This is a genomic window from Pontibacter lucknowensis (genome assembly GCF_900156415.1).
GTDB lineage: Bacteria > Bacteroidota > Bacteroidia > Cytophagales > Hymenobacteraceae > Pontibacter > Pontibacter lucknowensis.
In genome coordinates this window covers 496,938-512,904 of record NZ_FTNM01000002.1, presented here as the reverse complement: position 1 = coordinate 512,904, position 15,967 = coordinate 496,938, and the positions used below count along the sequence as shown (strand labels likewise).

Sequence of the window (15,967 nt, the reverse complement as noted above, 5' to 3'; positions counted from 1 at the left end):
TGGTACTAAGTGTTAAATCAGCTACGAAATTAACAAGGATACATTTACAAACTAAGCATTTTTGATGTTTTTAGCTATACTCGCAGGTTTCCTGTTGGCATTTGCCGCGCCTATGCTTTATCGCTGGCTCGGCAAATGGGTATACGTGCCCATGGCCCTGCTGCCCTTATCTATTTTTATATACCTGCTCACACTGGCTCCTGCCGTGCTGGGAGGCAACAATTTAGGCGAAGTGCAACAATGGGCTCCCTCTCTCAACATCAACCTGCACTTCTTTCTGGACGGACTCAGCCTGCTCTTTGCCCTGCTGATCACGGGCTTCGGTACACTCATTATGATATACGCGGGCGGCTACCTGAAAGGTCATCCCCTGCTTGGGCGTTTCTACCTGTACCTGACGCTGTTCATGACGGCAATGCTGGGACTGGTACTCGCAGGCAATATCATCTCGCTCTTCATTTTCTGGGAACTAACCAGTATCAGCTCTTACCTGCTTATCGGCTTCGGGCATGACAAGGAAACGTCCCGCAGCTCAGCCCTGCAGGCACTCCTGGTTACCGGACTTGGGGGACTGGCCCTAATGGCTGGCCTGATCCTGGTAGGCATGGCTGGCGAAACCTATACGCTGAGCGAACTGCTGGAGCGGGGGCATGTGGTGACACAGCATGCGCTATACCTGCCGGCACTCGTGCTGATCCTGCTGGGTGCTTTTACCAAGTCGGCCCAGTTTCCATTTCACTTCTGGCTACCTAATGCCATGGCGGCGCCCACACCTGTCAGTGCCTACCTGCACTCAGCCACGATGGTGAAAGCGGGCGTATACCTGCTGGCCCGACTTACCCCCGTCATGGGAGGCACAGACGAATGGCAGTATACCTTAATGCTGATCGGTGGCATCACGACCATACTTGGCGCCCTGCTCGCCACCCAGCACGTGGACCTCAAAGCGATTCTTGCCTACACCACCATCAGCGCACTGGGTCTGCTGGTGACCATGACAGGTATCGGCACTGCTCCTGCACTGGAGGCAATGGTAGTGTTTCTGCTGGCACATGCGCTCTACAAAGGCACCTTCTTCCTGGTGGCCGGCAACGTGGACCACGCCACCGGCACACGGGACCTGACCCAGCTTACCGGTCTGTCCGGCTCCATGCGCTTCACGGCTATCGCGGCACTGCTGGCCGGCATGTCTATGGCTGGCCTGCTACCCTTCTTTGGCTTTATTGGCAAAGAACTCGTGTACGAGGCCACACTCGAAGAAAGTCCTTTTCGCTGGATGCTCTTTGCAGTGAGTTTCTTTTCTGGGATGGTGTTTGTAGCTGTGGCGATTGCCATAGGGTATGGAGTTTTCTGGCGTCGTGCCGTTAAGGCCACTCCCCTGCAGCACCCCGACAAAGCCATGCTCTACCTGCCACCGGTCATCCTGGCCAGCACCGGGCTGGTGTTTGGCCTGCTGCCGGGCTTTTTTGTAACGCCGCTGCTGCGCCGCGCTGCCGAGGCGATGCTGGGAGTGGAGCAGGTGTTTGAACTGGCGCTGTGGCATGGTTTCAACCTGGTGCTGGGCCTGAGCCTGCTCACGGTGGCGCTGGGCTATGTCGTTTACCGCTTTTCAAACCGACTGCTTAGCTACGCCAACCGTTTCAACGGAATCTATCGCTTAGGTCCGGCCAACCTGTACCAGCTTTCGCTCAAAGGTTTCCTGGCCGGCGCTACCAAAATCACAGCCGCCATTCAGAACGGTTACCTGCGCAGCTATATCGCCGCCATTATCACGGCGCATATCGCCCTGATCGTGCTCTCCCTCTGGAAAGACGGGCCGCGGCTGGAGCTCACTAACCGCCTACAGGAGCTCTCCCAGTTGCGCATGTACGAGGTGGTCTTGCTACTGATGATTGTGCCGGCGCTGATCTTCCTGTTTAAGTCACGCTCCCGCCTCACCTCCATTGCCGTAATGGGTATCATCGGCTATTCCATGGCACTGTTTTACATCCTCTTCGGGGCGCCGGACGTGGCTGCCACTCAGCTGCTCATCGAAACGCTAACGGTTGTGATCTTCGTACTGATACTTCACAAACTACCAGCATTCCGCTACCTCTCACATGCTTCAGAGCGCTACAAGTATGTGCTGCTTTCGCTGGCCTTCGGAGCCATGATGACTTATGTGATCCTGATCGTGAAGCAGTACCCGCTCGACTCGCAACTGAAAGCCTACTATGGCGAAAACAGCTACCTGCTCGGGCAGGGGCGCAACATTGTGAACGTGATCCTGGTAGACTTCCGGGCACTGGATACGCTGGGTGAGATCGTGGTGCTGGCCGTAGCAGCGATAGGTATACTGGCGATGCTGAAACTACGCATGCAGAAAGGAGACAAACCATGAAAACCGTCATTCTTGCGGTCGCCATCCGCATCCTCATACCGATCTTTATTATCTTCTCGGTCTACACCCTGTTTCGGGGCCATAACCACCCGGGCGGGGGCTTTATCGGTGGACTGATCGGAGCCATTGCCTTCGTGTTTCATACCATGACGCACGGTCCGCAGCAAACCGTGGATACCTTCCTGAAGATAAACCTTTATGGCTATCCGCGGCAGCCCAACCAGAGCCGGTCGCTCTACCTGATGCGCATGATGCGGGTCAATGTATGGCGCCGCAGAAAAATGGCCCACCATCCGGAAATTAAAGAGCGTATGATCCGCGTCGAGCCCATCTACATCATTGCCACCGGACTGCTCCTGGCAGCTGGCAGCGGGGTCGTGGGCTTGGTATTTGGCCAGCCGTTCATGCATGCCTACTGGGCTGACTTTTACATCCCGATCATTGGCAAGCCGGGCACCCCTATCCTGTTCGATATTGGCGTATACCTGCTGGTGATCGGGGTGGTGCTCAAAATAACTTTTGTGATGTCAGAAGAATAAAACCATGGAACTCATACTACCCTTTTTGATCGGTATCCTTTTTTCAGCGAGTCTGTACCTGATTCTGCACCGGCATTTCTTTAAGCTTATACTTGGGCTGATCCTGTTCGGCCTGGCAACCAACCTGTTTCTGTTTGTGATCGGTCGCCTTACCCGCGGGGGTTCAGCCATTATCGGGCAGGATGAGCGTGTGGCCACAGAGCCTTTTGCCGATCCGGTGCCGCAGGCCCTGCTACTCACGGCCATCGTGATCGGCTTCGGTATTCAGGCCTTCGCCATCGTGCTGATCAAGCGGGTATACCAGTCGTTCGGCACCACCGACCTCGACGACATGAACACCACCGACCAGATAGAAGAAAAACACTAAGCACACCCTATGAACCACCTGCTTATCATGTTGCCACTGCTCATTCCGCTGTTTGGGGCTATCCTGAGCCTCTTCTCATGGCGGTATGTGCGAGCGCAACAAGTGATCGGCATTCTGGCACAAGCCTGTATGCTGATTGCCTCTTTCCTGCTGCTCTTCGATGTGAACGACAATGGCATCCGAACAACCCAGGTGGGGAGCTGGCCCGCCCCTTTCGGTATTTCATTAGTGGCAGACCTGTTCAGCTCCATGATGGTGATCACGAGCTCGATCATCGGCATGGCCATCTACTTGTTTTCCATCAAAGGGCTCGACAAAGCCCGCCAGACCTTTGGCTACTACCCGGTGCTGCTCATCCTGCAGATGGGTGTGTCAGGGGCCTGCCTGACAGGTGACCTTTTCAACCTCTTCGTTTGGTTTGAGGTGCTGCTGATCTGCTGCTTTGTGCTGATCGCGCTGGGCGGCACCAAGCCGCAGCTGGAAGGGGCTATCAAGTACGTCACCATCAACTTTCTGGCCTCCGGCTTTCTGCTCACAGGTATAGGCGTGGTGTACGGCATACTCGGCTCCCTCAATTTGGCGGAACTGGCTGTTCTCGTACGCACGCCGGTATCGCACCCAGCCCTCATTACCATGGCTGGCATGTTTTTCCTGATTGCTTTCGGTATCAAGGCGGCTATTTTTCCGCTGTTTTTCTGGCTACCGGCTTCTTACCATACGCCACCCATTGCCATCTCTGCCTTTATTGCGGGTATGCTCACCAAAGTAGGGATGTATGCACTGATCCGCCTCTTCACGTTGGTATTTGTCACCGATCAGGAGCTGACCATTCCACTTTTCACTGTGCTGGCGGGCTTCACGATGGTGATCGGGGTGTTTGGTGCAGCTTCCCAGAATGACTTCCGCAAGATCCTGTCTTTCCACATCGTGAGCCAGATCGGGTATATGCTGATGGGGCTTGCACTATTCACGCCACTGGCGATTGCAGGAAGTGTATACTTTATCATCCACAACATACTGGTCAAAACCAATCTGTTTCTGATCAGCGGTGTGGTGGCGCATAACCGGGGCACCTTCGCACTCAAAAAGCTGGGTGGCGTATACCTGCAGCATCCTTTTCTCTCGGTGCTTTTCTTTATATCGGCTTTCTCACTGGCCGGCATCCCACCTTTCTCCGGCTTCTGGGGTAAGTTCATGCTGGCCAAGGCAGGCTTTGAGATCGACAGCTTTGTTATCGTACTCGTTTCCCTGGCCGTCAGCCTGATCACTATCTTTTCGATGACCAAGATCTGGAACGAGGTATTCTGGAAAAACAAGCCCGAGACAGATCCGCTGGATGATGTGGTGACAGCACGCGAGAAAAAAGACAACCGCCTGCTCCATCTGCCGGTGCTGTTTCTGGTACTGTTCATTCTCTTTATCGGGGTGTATGCCGAGCCGGTGGTATCGATGGCGCAACTGGCAGCCGAGCAGCTCCTGAACAGCGAATTATACATCAACGCCGTATTGAAGAAATAGCATGAAAACATTTATCATCCACTTCCTGATCGCTTTCTTTGGCAGCTACATCTACTTCGAATATGGCGAGCCGATGTTTCCGTACAATGCGATCTGGGCGGTCGTGGTGGCTGTGTTCATCATGTTTATCCTGTGGCTGACCACGCCCTCCTACCATCGCTCCTACTTCCATAAACTACCGAAGGCTATCTCCTTTATCGTGTTTTTTCTGAAGGAGCTGGTCGTGGCCAATCTCAAGGTAGCTTATGACATCCTGACGCCCAACTACCGTATGAAACCGACGGTGATTGCACTGCCCCTGGCAGCCTCAACCGATATGGAGATCACCCTGCTGTCCGGTATCATCACACTCACGCCCGGCTCACTTTCCATTGATGTGAGTGCTGACCGAAAGGTGTTGTACATACACACGCTTTACATCAAGCACAATGATCTGGAGCTGGCGAAACAGACTATAAAACACGGTTTCGAACGCAGACTATTACAACTTACAAGATGAGTTTTTTTTCATTCACACTGATATTTGCCATGGCTGCCCTGAGCCTCTGCCTGATCATGACCGGTATCAGGTTTGCCATTGGTCCTTCGCTGCCTGACCGCATCACGGCATTCGACCTGTTCGTGGCCAATGTTATCGGCATCGTGGCTATTTATACTGAGCTCACTGGCAACGAAGACTTCATTGACGTGGCCATCATCTTATCCCTGTTCGGTTTTCTGGGCTCTATCTCTTTTGCCTATTACCTCATGAAATCAACCCGTTAGCCTATGCTTGAAGACATCAATTTTCTACTCATCCGCGAGATCATCAGCTCGGTGCTCATCATCATCGGCGTTATGTTTATGCTGATATCCACGATCGGCCTCTTACGTTTTCCGGACTTCTACATCCGCATGTCAGCCATCACCAAAGGGGCCACACTGGGGCTGGGGCTTATCCTGTCAGGTATGGGCATCTACTTCAACGAGCCCGATATGTTTTTGAAAGTGGTGCTGATCATCGGCTTTACGTTCCTGACTTCTCCGGTAGCGGCACACGTGATCGGGCGTACCGCTGTGCGCAATAAGATTCCTTTCTGGGACCGTACTAATCTAGATGAGTTCAAGGAATACCTGCACAAAGAACACACTGCCCACCGAGACCACGAGCGTGACAACAAGCAGGTATAGCAGGCTTAATGCGTGGGATGATGAAGGAAGGGCCGGATGGACTCGGCATAGGTATCGAGGGCGTCGACGGTAGTCAGGATATGGTCGGGATAGGTCAGCGCAGTTAGCTTTCCTCCAAAAACGCAGCCCGTGTCAATGTTGATGGTGTTGTTTTTCCAGCGGGGCTCGCGAACAGGCGTGTGGCCGTATACCACGACTGCTACGCCGGAATATTCAGCGGCCCAGTCGAGGCGGACAGGCAGGCCGTGGGCATCCAACTCTCCGGTGGTTGGGCCATAGAGACAAAGGTCGCGCACCGACTTGCTGTGCCGCCCATGCAGGCGCTCCTCCAGGCCGGCATGCGCCACTACCAGGCGGCCTTCGTCCAATATGATGTGGTGCGGCAGGTGGCCCAGAAACTCACGAACCCTGTCAATAAAGGCTTTGCTATAATTTTCGAGCTGCGCCATGGTCAGTTCCAGTCCGTGACGCACCTGCACGTTACGGCCCATCAGTTTGCGGTACAGCTTGTCGTCATGGTTGCCGCTCACACAAAGCGCCACATCCTGCTCCATCATGTCCATTACCAGGCGCAGCACTTCCGGTGAGTTAGGCCCCCGATCCACCAGGTCACCTACAAACACGGCCATGCAGCCTTCGGGCGGTGTCACGCGGTACCTGCCGTCAGCTTTGTCATCCTCTATCGTGTATCCGAGCTTTCGGAGGAGGAGCACCAATTCATCAAAACAGCCGTGCACATCTCCAATGACATGGAAATGGCCGTGCAAGTCTTTCAGTATCAGGTTTCCGCTTCTGTCTGGCTCGTGATGCATAGACTATTTTGTAAGGTTTTCTGCTAGGTATTAACCACTATATTAACTAAAAAACGGCCCTGCAGGTTAGATTTCCTATGTTATTTTTTTTCTAACGGGCTATAGTTTATACTTTTATGCGCAAGGTTTTTTTTAGACCGGACCTTTGATTGTATTTTTCGTAAACCCGGCTGACCTTTCGCGTATAGTCCCCCATGCCACAGTTCCGCAAGTATAAAATACCCCTTCTCTGGCTTCGCCGCCATACCTCTACACGTAACTTCATCCTGATCTCCAGTGTGCTGGTCGGTCTCACGGCAGGCCTTGCCGCCGTGGTGCTCAAAACGCTGGTGCATTACATTCAGCAGCTGCTGGCGTATGGCAACCGCCTGCTTGAGGAGCCTGTCTGGCTGGTGGTGTTTCCGCTGGTGGGTATTCTGCTGGTGGTGTTCCTGGTGCGGGTCATGTTCAACGGACAACTGGGGCGTGGCACGGCCAGCATCCTGCACAGCATATCGCAAAAATCCAGCATGGTGGAAGCGCATAAAATGTACTCCCACGTACTTACCAGTGGTATTACGGCTGGTTTTGGAGGCTCAGCTGGTCTGGAGTCTCCGATTGTGGTAACAGGCTCTGCCATCGGCTCTAATTTCGGGCGGGAGTATCACCTGAATTACCGCGACCGTACCCTGCTGCTGGCCTGTGGCGCCGCGGCAGGTATAGCGGCTGTTTTTAATGCGCCTATTGCCGGTGTGCTCTTCGCCATCGAAGTGCTGCTCACCGATATCAGCATCTCCGCCTTTATACCATTGATCATCTCGGCAGTGGTCGGGGCGCTTTGTTCGCGCATCATCCTGCGGGAAGAGCTGCTTTTCTTTGCAGACCAGTTGGGTGTTTTCGCCGCCTCGCATGTCCCCTTCTACATCCTGCTGGGTATCCTCACCGGATTGATGTCGGTGTACTACAGCCGGGCCGCCTGGCGCATCGAAGCACTTTTTGAGCCCTTCCAGGACCAGCCCTACCGCCGGGCACTGGTGGGCGGTGTATTGCTCGGGTTGCTGATCATGTTGTTTCCTCCGCTTTTTGGGGAAGGCTACGGTGCCGTCAAACTTCTTGAAAGCGGCAAACCCGAAGCACTGCTGCAGGACAGCTGGCTATCGTTCTTTGGCACGAATGAATGGCTGGTACTGGGTTTTGTCGGGATGTTGGCACTGGTAAAAGTAGCGGCTACCACCTTCACCATTGCAGGTGGCGGCAATGGTGGTAACTTCGCTCCTTCTATGTTCGTGGGGGCGCACGTGGGTTTCTTTTTTAGCCGGCTTGCTAATATGCTGCAGATCCACAAATTGCCGGAAGGCAGCTTTACGGTGGTCGGGATGGCCGGCATCCTGAGCGGTGTGATGCATGCTCCGCTGACCGCCGTTTTCCTGATTGCCGAAATATCGGGCGGCTATACCCTAATGATCCCGCTGATGATCGTATCGGCCACTGCTTTTGCTATGGTGAAGTACTTTGAACCCTTCTCGCTCGATACCAAAAAGCTGGCCCAGAAAGGAGAACTGCTTACTGCCAATAAAGACCGCACTGTGCTGCGCATTATGCAGATCCGGCACCTGGTCGAGACGGACTTTCAACCTGTCAGGTATAGCGCCACACTGCGTGAATTGGTAGAGGTGATCGCACACAGCCGCCGAAATTTATACCCGGTGGTGGACGAGCAGCAGAAACTGAGAGGCATTATCCTACTCGAAGATGTGCGGGAGATCATGTTCAAGCAGGAAAAGTATGACAAGGTGCTGGTAACAGAACTGATGTCGGCACCACCTGCCGTAGTGCGCCACAACGACACAATGGCTGAAGTGATGAAAAAATTTGACGAGACAGGCGCCTGGAACCTGCCCGTCCTCCAAGGTGAGCTATACCTGGGCTTCGTTTCCAAATCAAGCATCTTTACCAAATACCGCAAGTTGCTCATCAAAACAACGGGAAACTGATGAAAGTTTAGGAGTTTTAGATTTTGGGAGTCAAGGAGATAGAAAGCAGTAAGTATTGCGCTGAAAAAGAAGTTGAAATATAATTAATCGGGTTCTGAACCATTCCACACCAGAAATTCCCAAATTCTCTGATTCTTAAATTCTTAAACTCCTCTACCTGTTTGGGTCGCTAAGGTCTGCGCCGATACCTTCTATACCGGCAGCTGTTCGGAAGCCGCTGACGAGGCAGTCTTTCCAGAAGTTGAAGACAGAGCGGCTTTTGGCGCGTACCACCTGAATGTCTCCGGGTCGAAGCTCTTCGCCTTGCTTCGGATTATCAGAGGTGATCACTATTTTGTTGGCTACTTTCGAGAGTATCTTCTTCCCAAATGACTGGCGCTTGTCCTCGTCTTTGGTCAGCACATCCACTTTAAAATTCTGATAGCGAGCATTCAGGTTGCCACTGGCCTTATTGCGATACAGCTCCATCTTAAAATCGCTTTTCTGCAGACTTCCCTCTTTAACACTAATAAAAGTGGTCGGCTCTAATATCGGATTTAGCACCGCCGGATCAGCCGGCCCCGCAGTGCCCTGTATCGTATGATAGGCATTGGGATCCAGTAGGTCAAGCTGGATGGTAACGGCTATAGGCGCCTTTCCATATAGTTCGGCTTTGGCATCGATAACGGCCGGGTTGTCAGCTGACATGCGGTTCCTGTCATTGGTCACATTTGTGATGATGGCATACAGATTCTCAAAGGTAATGATGCCTTTCTCAGTCGCTTCCTCTGCCAGTTCTTCATACCGGATGTGCATGCCCTGCACCTCTATTTTCGAAAGGGTCAGGCCGGTTTTCAATTGCTGGATGATGTCATGCGGCAGTGGTTTGTTTCCTTTGGCAGTGAAGTTCTTCCGATCCATAAACGCGCTCAGAGACGGGTTCTTGATCACTACATGCTTAGTCACTAGGTTATTATGCCGGGAGTGCAATGCAAAGTCTACGCCGCTCAGATTGATCTCCGGCACCTCCAGCCGATGGTCGACACGGCCTTGCCTTTCTGGCGGGCAAGCGCCGCATTGTCCAGAAGCGGGATGAGTTGGAGGTTGCCAATGTTAAGCGTCCCGTCTTCGGTATTGGCTTTGAGGGCTGCAGCCTGCAAGCGATACGTTCCGTCAGGAAGGGTGAATTCAGCTTTTCCAGATTCAAACGCAATAAGTCTGGCATAATAAGCCCGCTTCTCTTCTTCAAATGCGGTACTGTCAAGCTGAAGATCTCTCACCTCCATGGTAAAGTCCCACAAGGAGATCCGGTCTGTCTCCGCATCCTGGCCTTCACGGATACGCAGCGTCGCCTTCTCCACCTCAATCGTACCGATTTGCAGGTTTTTCATAATCCCGTCCACAGACTTGTGCAGCGGCTCGTGGCTCGCCGTCGTGTCCTGACGCATTTCGGTAATCAGCACAGTAGGCTGAAGAACCCTAAGCTTGTTCAAATCGAGCGGCTTCCCTCTTAGGATGCCGATGAAGTTAATGCCTGCCAACACCAGTCTGTCTGTTTTGAGATTCATTAGTGTACGAGGCGCCGCTGCCGCAGCCGTGTCCTGCTGGCTGATTTCATGCTGCTTGTCCCAGGCTTCAAAGTCAGGTATCAAGTGGATAGAGTCTGCTGTGATGCGCCCGCTTAGCAGGGATGAATCAAGCCCGTTCAGTTTCAAGGTATAGAGGCCGTTTGATTCTTCTCTCACACGCGACTCCAACTCACGCTGCAGCCAGGGATTAAAATATTGAGATGTCAGAATTGCGATAATGATTAAAAGAGAGGCGAGTATGAGGAGTAGCCATACCCACCATTTTTGAAGGAGCGTTTTAATTTTCACGTAGAGTCAGTTTCAGATGAATACGGGCACAGGCACTATGTGTTTATAACCTGGCTGTCGCTTATATGTTCTAACCCGGTATAGATAAAATACCACGTATCATCTATGCTGGCGCCAGGTATACGCTTTTGAAAAAATATGCGTTTTGGTAAAATAGTGCAGGTCAAAACTCAACTTAATCTTTGAACGAACGTTCAATCATAGTATATTTGAGCAAATATTCACCCTCCCATGACCCGGTTTCAGGAAAGAAGAGAGCACAGTATTAACAGGTTAGTTGAGGTAGCCCTGAGGCTATTTGCATCGCAAGGCTATGAAGCCACCTCGATCCGCAGTATTGCCAAAGAGGCAGGCATGTCACTCGGTTTGCTTTACAATTACTTTAAAAGCAAAGACGAGTTGCTGGCAGAAATCTTCCGCCGCGGCGTAGAAGACATTCATGCTTCCTTTGAGCCCGCTTCTGAACAGGCTGGCTCAGGTATAGCGCAACATATTCAGCAGACTGTAAAACTGCTGAAAGAAAAAAAAGACTTCTGGAAACTGCTGCACGGCATCCGGATGCAGTCAGAGGTAGTCAGGCAACTCCTGCACGATATGCAGGAGGAGACTGCTTACATCGAAGAGCGCATCCGACAGAATCTGATGGAGGCGGGTATTCCATTCCCTGAACTCGAAGCTAAACTCCTCTTCGCTTCCATCGACGGGATGGCAAACCATTTTTTGTTTTACGACAACTACCCCATAGATGACGTGGCTTCCCTCCTGATCATGAAGTATAAGAAGTGATAATTGAATTTTAGAAAATCAGCATGAAATCTCCCCGATGGCTTGATCGCATTTTATACCCCTTTGCACACCATACAATGGCGCTGCAAGCCGGGCAGATGCATTATGTAGATGAAGGGCAGGGCGAACCCATCGTCTTTGTGCATGGCACGCCCACCTGGTCGTTTGTATGGCGACAGCAAATAAAAGCACTCAGCCGGACACACCGCTGCATTGCCCCTGACCATCTGGGCTTTGGTCTCTCAGACAAGCCTGCTCCTGATGCCTTTGCGTATACCCCAGCGGCGCACGCGCAGAACCTGGAGCAATTGATTGAGCACCTGCAACTCCGGGACATTACGCTGGTAATACATGATTTTGGCGGCCCCATCGGGCTGAACTATGCTTTGAGACATCCCCAGAATGTGAAGCGCCTTATCATACTGAACACCTGGATGTGGTCGCTGGAGAATGAAGCGCAAATAATGAAGATCAGCGGTTTCCTCAATGGCGGCATAGGGCGGTTCCTATACCTGAACCTGGGTTTTTCGCCCCGCCTGCTCCTGCCCAGAGGCTATCACCAGAAACGCCACCTGAGTAAGGATGTGCACCAGCACTACCTAAAACCCCTCAGCAACAGCCGCAGCCGCATGGGCACCTGGCATTTTGCAATTGCACTCAAAGCATCGGGCTCCTGGTTTGCCAGCCTTTGGGAGCAGCGCGAAAAGCTTCGTACCATACCTAAACTGATTCTGTGGGGAGAAAAAGACAAACTGCTTCCGTTAAACCTGCTTGAACAGTGGCAGAACACATTCCCGGAAGCAAAAGTCAGGCGATTAGAGGCTGGTCATTTTGTGCAGGAGGAAAAGGGAGGCGAAATCGCTGACGCCATCAAAGATTTTATATAAAGAATTTTTAATATTTATTGCAGCTAAAGTAATCTTTTTCATACCTTTATAGTCAAATTAAAACTATGAAAAAGATCATACTTTCTACATGGCTTTTAGTCATAACATTTCTCTGCGTATCGTGCGATAAAGAGAAGGATGAAAGCACCTCGATCATGCCCAAGGTAGAGGCTACGATGGAAAGATCTTTTAATTACCTGGAATCTGCAGAAGAGGAAAAGGCAGTCTACAGCCTTAGTCTGAAAGAGATGCAACTTGTGTCAGATGAAGAAAAGCTGCAGCTGAATTTTGCACCGTCACAGCCCGCCACCATCGACGCGCTGGTATTTAACATCAAGCAGGCGGACCTGCTGCACGGCTATATCGGAACTTATACGGTGCGTTCCCTTTCAAATAACAAAACAGGGCGTGCTGACCTGACCTACTACCACTACTACAACAAGACCAGCAAGAGTGCCTTATTTAGCAGCGGAAACCGTATGGAGGGGCAGATTGAGATCAAAGCTTACAATGCTTCAACCGGCCTTGCAAGCGGCAGCTTTGAAGTAACGATAACGAATGTCACCGATCCTACTTCCTACGGCAGCAATCAGGAAAAGCCCCGCAAGTGCAACATTACCCTGAAGGGGAAATTCAATAATCTGAAGTTGGCTAACGCCTAAGCAAAAGCAGAAAAAAGTATTTTGAAGACCAGCCGCCACCGCGACTGGTCTTTACTTTTTATGACGTTCTTCCAATACAGCCACTACATCGGCTAGCTCCAGCCCTGTGGCTGCCAATAACACTAGCAGGTGATAAAGCAAGTCGGCAGCCTCACCTTTCATGGTATCAGTTTTACCGGCTACTGCGTCAATTACAGTTTCCACGGCTTCCTCCCCTACTTTCTGGGCAATTTTGTTCACGCCTTTGTCAAACAGGAAATTGGTATAAGACGCCTCTGTCGGGTTCGCTTTGCGTTGTTGTATCACCTCCTCCAGTCTGGCGATGAACTGAACCGCCGCCAAGCGTTTAGCTGATGGATCTTCGCCAAAGCAACTGGTGTCGCCGGTGTGGCAGGTAGGCCCGTTGGGGTTCACCTTGATCAAAAGCGAATCATTGTCACAGTCATCGACGATGCTAACCACCTGCAAGGTATGGCCAGAGGTTTCGCCTTTCGTCCAAAGGCGGTTTTTAGAGCGGGAGAAAAAAGTCACCAGCCCTTCTTTTTGCGTCTTGTCCAGGGCTTCCTGGTTCATGTACCCCAGCATTAGCACCTGACTTGTAGCAGCGTCCTGTATCACAGCAGGCACTAGCCCACCCATTTTATCAAAGTCGATTTTCACGTTATGCACGTTAAGCGTTAAAATTATGAGTCAAGTGCTTTAAATATTCCACACATTCACCCCATCACTCATTCAAAAATATCAGATCCTCACCACTATACCTTCCGTTTTCAGGTATGTCTTCAAGTCAGGAATATCAAGCTCTCGGAAATGAAAGAGGCTGGCGGCGAGGGCAGCATCTGCTTGGGCTTCCTGGAAAGCGTCGGCGAAGTGTTCCTTCGTTCCTGCCCCACCCGAAGCAATCACCGGTACAGAAACAGCTTCCGAAACGGCCTTGGTAATGTCCAGCGCAAAGCCGGCTTTGGTGCCGTCGTTGTTCATACTGGTCAGCAGGATCTCGCCAGCACCCAGCTCCACCACTTTCTTTGCCCAGTCCACGGTGGCATGTTCTGTCTCTACGGTCCCAGCTCGGGCGTATACCTTCCAGCCGGTCGCTTCGGTATACTTGGTGTCGATGGCCACCGTCACACACTGACTGCCGAAGCGCTTAGCCAAGTCCTCCACTAATTGCGGATTGCGTATAGCGGCGGAGTTGATCGACACTTTATCGGCACCGGCCTGCAACAGCACTTCCACATCAGCCACGGCACTGATGCCGCCGCCCACAGTGAAAGGAATATCGATGTGGCGGGCAATGTCGCGTACCAGCTCGGCAAAAGTTTTACGCTCTTCGTTGGTAGCGGTGATGTCTAGAAACACCAGTTCGTCGGCACCCTGTTCGGCATACCATTTGGCCAGCTCCACCGGGTCGCCCGCATCGCGGATGTTCTCAAAACGGACTCCTTTAACGGTGCGGCCGTTTTTGATGTCCAGACAAGGTATAATGCGTTTAGTTAACATAAAAATCGCGCTAAGTCCTTCAATGTAATCGTTCCTTCATAGATCGCCTTTCCGATGATGGCACCGGCTACCCCGATCTCCTGCAGTTCATCCAGATCCTGTACGGTTGTTACGCCGCCACTGGCAATTATTTGAGCATCAGGCAAGGTGAGTTTCAGGTGACGGTAGGTGTTGGTGGACGGTCCCTGCAACTTGCCGTCTTTGCTAACATCGGTGCAGATGAAAAGTTTGGCTCCCGTCTTCAGATAGCCCGACATAAAATCCTGCAGCGGGTATTTGCTCTCTTCGGTCCAGGCGCTGATGGCGATGTTAGTGCCTTTGAAATCGGCCCCAATGATGATCTTATCGGCCCCGTACTGCAACAGCCAGTTTTTCACCTTCTCCGGCTCACGCACCGCTATACTACCTGCCGTAATCTGTGCTGCACCCGCATCAAAAGCCTGTTTAACGGCTTCGTCTGACTGCAATCCACCGCCAAAATCGATGGTGAGCCTGGTGTTGGCGGCAATGTTTTCGAGCACATTTAAGTTCACTGGCTTTCGGGCGCGGGCACCGTCAAGGTCTACCAGGTGTAACCGTTTGATGCCGTTCGCTTCAAAACGTTTGGCTACTTCGAGTGGATTGCTGTCGTAGGTGGTTTGCTGAGCGAAGTCGCCCTCAGTCAGGCGCACGCACTGGCCGCCGATCAGGTCAATGGCAGGGATAATCTCCATCATAAGGCAAGGAAGTTTTTAAGGATCTGTGAACCGGCAGGACCACTTTTTTCGGGGTGAAACTGCGCAGCATAAAAGTTTTTGTATTGCAAAGCGGCCGAGAATGGCTCCGGATAAGAAGTCTGGGCGATAGTATATTCGCTCAAGGGCACGTAATAGCTGTGCACGTAATAGGCGTATTCCCTTTCGGTTATACCTTCAAACAAAGGAGATTGCAGCTTCTCTAACTGGTTCCAGCCCATGTGTGGCACCTTCAGGTCTGTCTCAAAACGCTTTACCGGCAAAGGGATAATGCCGAGCAAATCAGTATCACCTTCTTCAGAATGTTCGCAGAGTAACTGCATACCCAGACAAACTCCAAAAAAAGGCTGCTCAAGTGTCGGTAGCAGCTTATCCAGATTGCGGGCCCGCAACTGTGCCATGGCCGACGAGGCCTCCCCCACGCCCGGAAATATGACCTTGTCCGCCGCCTTGATCGTCTCAAAATCGCAGCTCAGTGTGGCCTGTACACCGAGTCGCTCCAGCGCAAACTGCACCGACTGCACATTACCCGCTTTGTAATCAACTATAACTAAATCCATTATATTGAATGTGTAATCAATAGTGACGAATGATTAGTAAATCCTTGAATCCTGTAAATCCTGATTCAGACAACAAAAAAAGCCTGACTCTGTTCGGAGTCAGGCTTTTGGAAAGAATATTTTAGTAAACTAAATCAAATCCATAGGCAGACGGCTCCGAAACGATTGCTTCGTGCATGATGATGGTGCAGATGTGCCATTGTGCCTTTCATTGCTGCAAATA

Annotated in this window: 18 protein-coding genes; 11 read left to right on the top strand and 7 right to left on the bottom strand. The window is 51.7% G+C overall.

Going from position 1 to position 15,967, the window contains the following annotated elements; all coding sequences use genetic code 11:
* The first annotated feature begins 64 nt into the window (after nucleotides 1-64).
* From BW972_RS08375 to mnhG, 7 genes are read left to right on the top strand one after another with little or no spacing between them, the layout of a single operon-like run.
* Entirely contained in the window at nucleotides 65-2,380 is a 2,316-nt protein-coding gene (locus BW972_RS08375; protein ID WP_076421764.1) for a putative monovalent cation/H+ antiporter subunit A, read from the top strand.
* Nucleotides 2,377-2,919: an MnhB domain-containing protein gene (locus BW972_RS08370; RefSeq protein ID WP_007661045.1), complete on the top strand. Its 543-nt coding sequence runs from the start codon at nucleotides 2,377-2,379 to the stop codon at nucleotides 2,917-2,919. Before BW972_RS08375 ends, BW972_RS08370 begins: the two co-directional genes overlap by 4 nt.
* A 4-nt stretch (nucleotides 2,920-2,923) precedes the next feature.
* Nucleotides 2,924-3,286: a Na+/H+ antiporter subunit C gene (locus tag BW972_RS08365; protein ID WP_007661047.1), complete on the top strand. Its 363-nt coding sequence runs from the start codon at nucleotides 2,924-2,926 to the stop codon at nucleotides 3,284-3,286.
* 9 nt (nucleotides 3,287-3,295) lie between these two features.
* Nucleotides 3,296-4,804 carry a proton-conducting transporter transmembrane domain-containing protein gene (locus BW972_RS08360; RefSeq protein WP_007661049.1) on the top strand — a complete coding sequence of 503 codons (1,509 nt, stop codon included), beginning with the start codon at nucleotides 3,296-3,298 and terminating at the stop codon, nucleotides 4,802-4,804.
* Nucleotide 4,805: 1 nt separating this feature from the next.
* On the top strand, nucleotides 4,806-5,303 hold the full coding sequence (locus tag BW972_RS08355; protein WP_007661050.1) for a Na+/H+ antiporter subunit E: 498 nt from the start codon (nucleotides 4,806-4,808) through the stop codon (nucleotides 5,301-5,303).
* Nucleotides 5,300-5,569 (top strand): MrpF/PhaF family protein, encoded by a 270-nt coding sequence (locus tag BW972_RS08350; RefSeq protein ID WP_076421763.1) that lies wholly within the window; start codon nucleotides 5,300-5,302, stop codon nucleotides 5,567-5,569. The genes BW972_RS08355 and BW972_RS08350 overlap by 4 nt, the downstream gene beginning before the upstream one ends.
* Before the next feature lie 3 nt (nucleotides 5,570-5,572).
* Nucleotides 5,573-5,974, top strand: coding sequence for a monovalent cation/H(+) antiporter subunit G (gene mnhG / locus BW972_RS08345; protein ID WP_076421762.1), 402 nt, complete (start codon nucleotides 5,573-5,575; stop codon nucleotides 5,972-5,974).
* 5 nt (nucleotides 5,975-5,979) lie between these two features.
* Here the strand turns inward: mnhG and BW972_RS08340 are convergent, their stop codons facing one another.
* The gene (locus tag BW972_RS08340; protein WP_076421761.1) at nucleotides 5,980-6,786 is read right to left on the bottom strand and encodes a metallophosphoesterase; all 807 of its coding nucleotides are present in this window, start codon (nucleotides 6,784-6,786) and stop codon (nucleotides 5,980-5,982) included.
* A gap of 194 nt (nucleotides 6,787-6,980) precedes the next feature.
* Between BW972_RS08340 and BW972_RS08335 the strand changes: the two genes are divergently transcribed.
* Nucleotides 6,981-8,759, top strand: a complete 1,779-nt coding sequence (locus BW972_RS08335) for a chloride channel protein (protein ID WP_076421760.1) — start codon at nucleotides 6,981-6,983, stop codon at nucleotides 8,757-8,759.
* A 153-nt stretch (nucleotides 8,760-8,912) separates the two neighbouring features.
* Here BW972_RS08335 and BW972_RS08330 read toward each other — a convergent pair whose 3' ends face one another.
* Together BW972_RS08330 and BW972_RS08325 are read right to left on the bottom strand one after the other, a co-directional pair.
* The gene (locus tag BW972_RS08330) at nucleotides 8,913-9,704 is read right to left on the bottom strand and encodes a hypothetical protein (protein ID WP_143731963.1); all 792 of its coding nucleotides are present in this window, start codon (nucleotides 9,702-9,704) and stop codon (nucleotides 8,913-8,915) included.
* Nucleotides 9,705-9,745: 41 nt separating this feature from the next.
* The gene (locus BW972_RS08325; protein WP_143731961.1) at nucleotides 9,746-10,615 is read right to left on the bottom strand and encodes a hypothetical protein; all 870 of its coding nucleotides are present in this window, start codon (nucleotides 10,613-10,615) and stop codon (nucleotides 9,746-9,748) included.
* Nucleotides 10,616-10,846: 231 nt separating this feature from the next.
* Here BW972_RS08325 and BW972_RS08320 point away from each other — a divergent pair, with 231 nt between their 5' ends.
* The 3 genes from BW972_RS08320 (at nucleotide 10,847) to BW972_RS08310 (ending at nucleotide 12,950) form a co-directional block, all read left to right on the top strand.
* Complete coding sequence (locus tag BW972_RS08320; protein ID WP_007661131.1) at nucleotides 10,847-11,401, top strand: TetR/AcrR family transcriptional regulator; 555 nt, start codon at nucleotides 10,847-10,849, stop codon at nucleotides 11,399-11,401.
* Between the two features lie 23 nt (nucleotides 11,402-11,424).
* Entirely contained in the window at nucleotides 11,425-12,288 is an 864-nt protein-coding gene (locus BW972_RS08315; protein ID WP_076421757.1) for an alpha/beta fold hydrolase, read from the top strand.
* A 65-nt stretch (nucleotides 12,289-12,353) separates the two neighbouring features.
* Nucleotides 12,354-12,950, top strand: coding sequence for a hypothetical protein (locus BW972_RS08310; RefSeq protein WP_076421756.1), 597 nt, complete (start codon nucleotides 12,354-12,356; stop codon nucleotides 12,948-12,950).
* Between the two features lie 51 nt (nucleotides 12,951-13,001).
* Here BW972_RS08310 and hisIE read toward each other — a convergent pair whose 3' ends face one another.
* The 4 genes from hisIE to hisH form a co-directional block, all read right to left on the bottom strand.
* Nucleotides 13,002-13,610, bottom strand: a complete 609-nt coding sequence (hisIE, locus tag BW972_RS08305) for a bifunctional phosphoribosyl-AMP cyclohydrolase/phosphoribosyl-ATP diphosphatase HisIE (protein ID WP_076422117.1) — start codon at nucleotides 13,608-13,610, stop codon at nucleotides 13,002-13,004.
* Between the two features lie 81 nt (nucleotides 13,611-13,691).
* Entirely contained in the window at nucleotides 13,692-14,450 is a 759-nt protein-coding gene (gene hisF / locus BW972_RS08300) for an imidazole glycerol phosphate synthase subunit HisF (RefSeq protein ID WP_076421755.1), read from the bottom strand.
* Entirely contained in the window at nucleotides 14,444-15,166 is a 723-nt protein-coding gene (gene hisA, locus BW972_RS08295; RefSeq protein WP_007661120.1) for a 1-(5-phosphoribosyl)-5-[(5-phosphoribosylamino)methylideneamino]imidazole-4-carboxamide isomerase, read from the bottom strand. Before hisA ends, hisF begins: the two co-directional genes overlap by 7 nt.
* On the bottom strand, nucleotides 15,163-15,744 hold the full coding sequence (gene hisH / locus BW972_RS08290; protein WP_076421754.1) for an imidazole glycerol phosphate synthase subunit HisH: 582 nt from the start codon (nucleotides 15,742-15,744) through the stop codon (nucleotides 15,163-15,165). The genes hisA and hisH overlap by 4 nt, the downstream gene beginning before the upstream one ends.
* Between the last annotated feature and the right edge of the window lie 223 nt (nucleotides 15,745-15,967).

Bases quoted from the DNA above. Each gene is read 5' to 3' on its own strand.
- BW972_RS08375 (WP_076421764.1), top strand. From the start codon at position 65: ATGTTTTTAGCTATACTCGCAGGTTTCCTGTTGGCATTTGCCGCGCCT.
- BW972_RS08370 (WP_007661045.1), top strand. From the start codon at position 2,377: ATGAAAACCGTCATTCTTGCGGTCGCCATCCGCATCCTCATACCGATC.
- BW972_RS08365 (WP_007661047.1), top strand. From the start codon at position 2,924: ATGGAACTCATACTACCCTTTTTGATCGGTATCCTTTTTTCAGCGAGT.
- BW972_RS08360 (WP_007661049.1), top strand. From the start codon at position 3,296: ATGAACCACCTGCTTATCATGTTGCCACTGCTCATTCCGCTGTTTGGG.
- BW972_RS08355 (WP_007661050.1), top strand. From the start codon at position 4,806: ATGAAAACATTTATCATCCACTTCCTGATCGCTTTCTTTGGCAGCTAC.
- BW972_RS08350 (WP_076421763.1), top strand. From the start codon at position 5,300: ATGAGTTTTTTTTCATTCACACTGATATTTGCCATGGCTGCCCTGAGC.
- mnhG (WP_076421762.1), top strand. From the start codon at position 5,573: ATGCTTGAAGACATCAATTTTCTACTCATCCGCGAGATCATCAGCTCG.
- BW972_RS08340 (WP_076421761.1), bottom strand. From the start codon at position 6,786: ATGCATCACGAGCCAGACAGAAGCGGAAACCTGATACTGAAAGACTTG.
- BW972_RS08335 (WP_076421760.1), top strand. From the start codon at position 6,981: ATGCCACAGTTCCGCAAGTATAAAATACCCCTTCTCTGGCTTCGCCGC.
- BW972_RS08320 (WP_007661131.1), top strand. From the start codon at position 10,847: ATGACCCGGTTTCAGGAAAGAAGAGAGCACAGTATTAACAGGTTAGTT.
- BW972_RS08315 (WP_076421757.1), top strand. From the start codon at position 11,425: ATGAAATCTCCCCGATGGCTTGATCGCATTTTATACCCCTTTGCACAC.
- BW972_RS08310 (WP_076421756.1), top strand. From the start codon at position 12,354: ATGAAAAAGATCATACTTTCTACATGGCTTTTAGTCATAACATTTCTC.
- hisF (WP_076421755.1), bottom strand. From the start codon at position 14,450: ATGTTAACTAAACGCATTATACCTTGTCTGGACATCAAAAACGGCCGC.
- hisA (WP_007661120.1), bottom strand. From the start codon at position 15,166: ATGATGGAGATTATCCCTGCCATTGACCTGATCGGCGGCCAGTGCGTG.
- hisH (WP_076421754.1), bottom strand. From the start codon at position 15,744: ATGGATTTAGTTATAGTTGATTACAAAGCGGGTAATGTGCAGTCGGTG.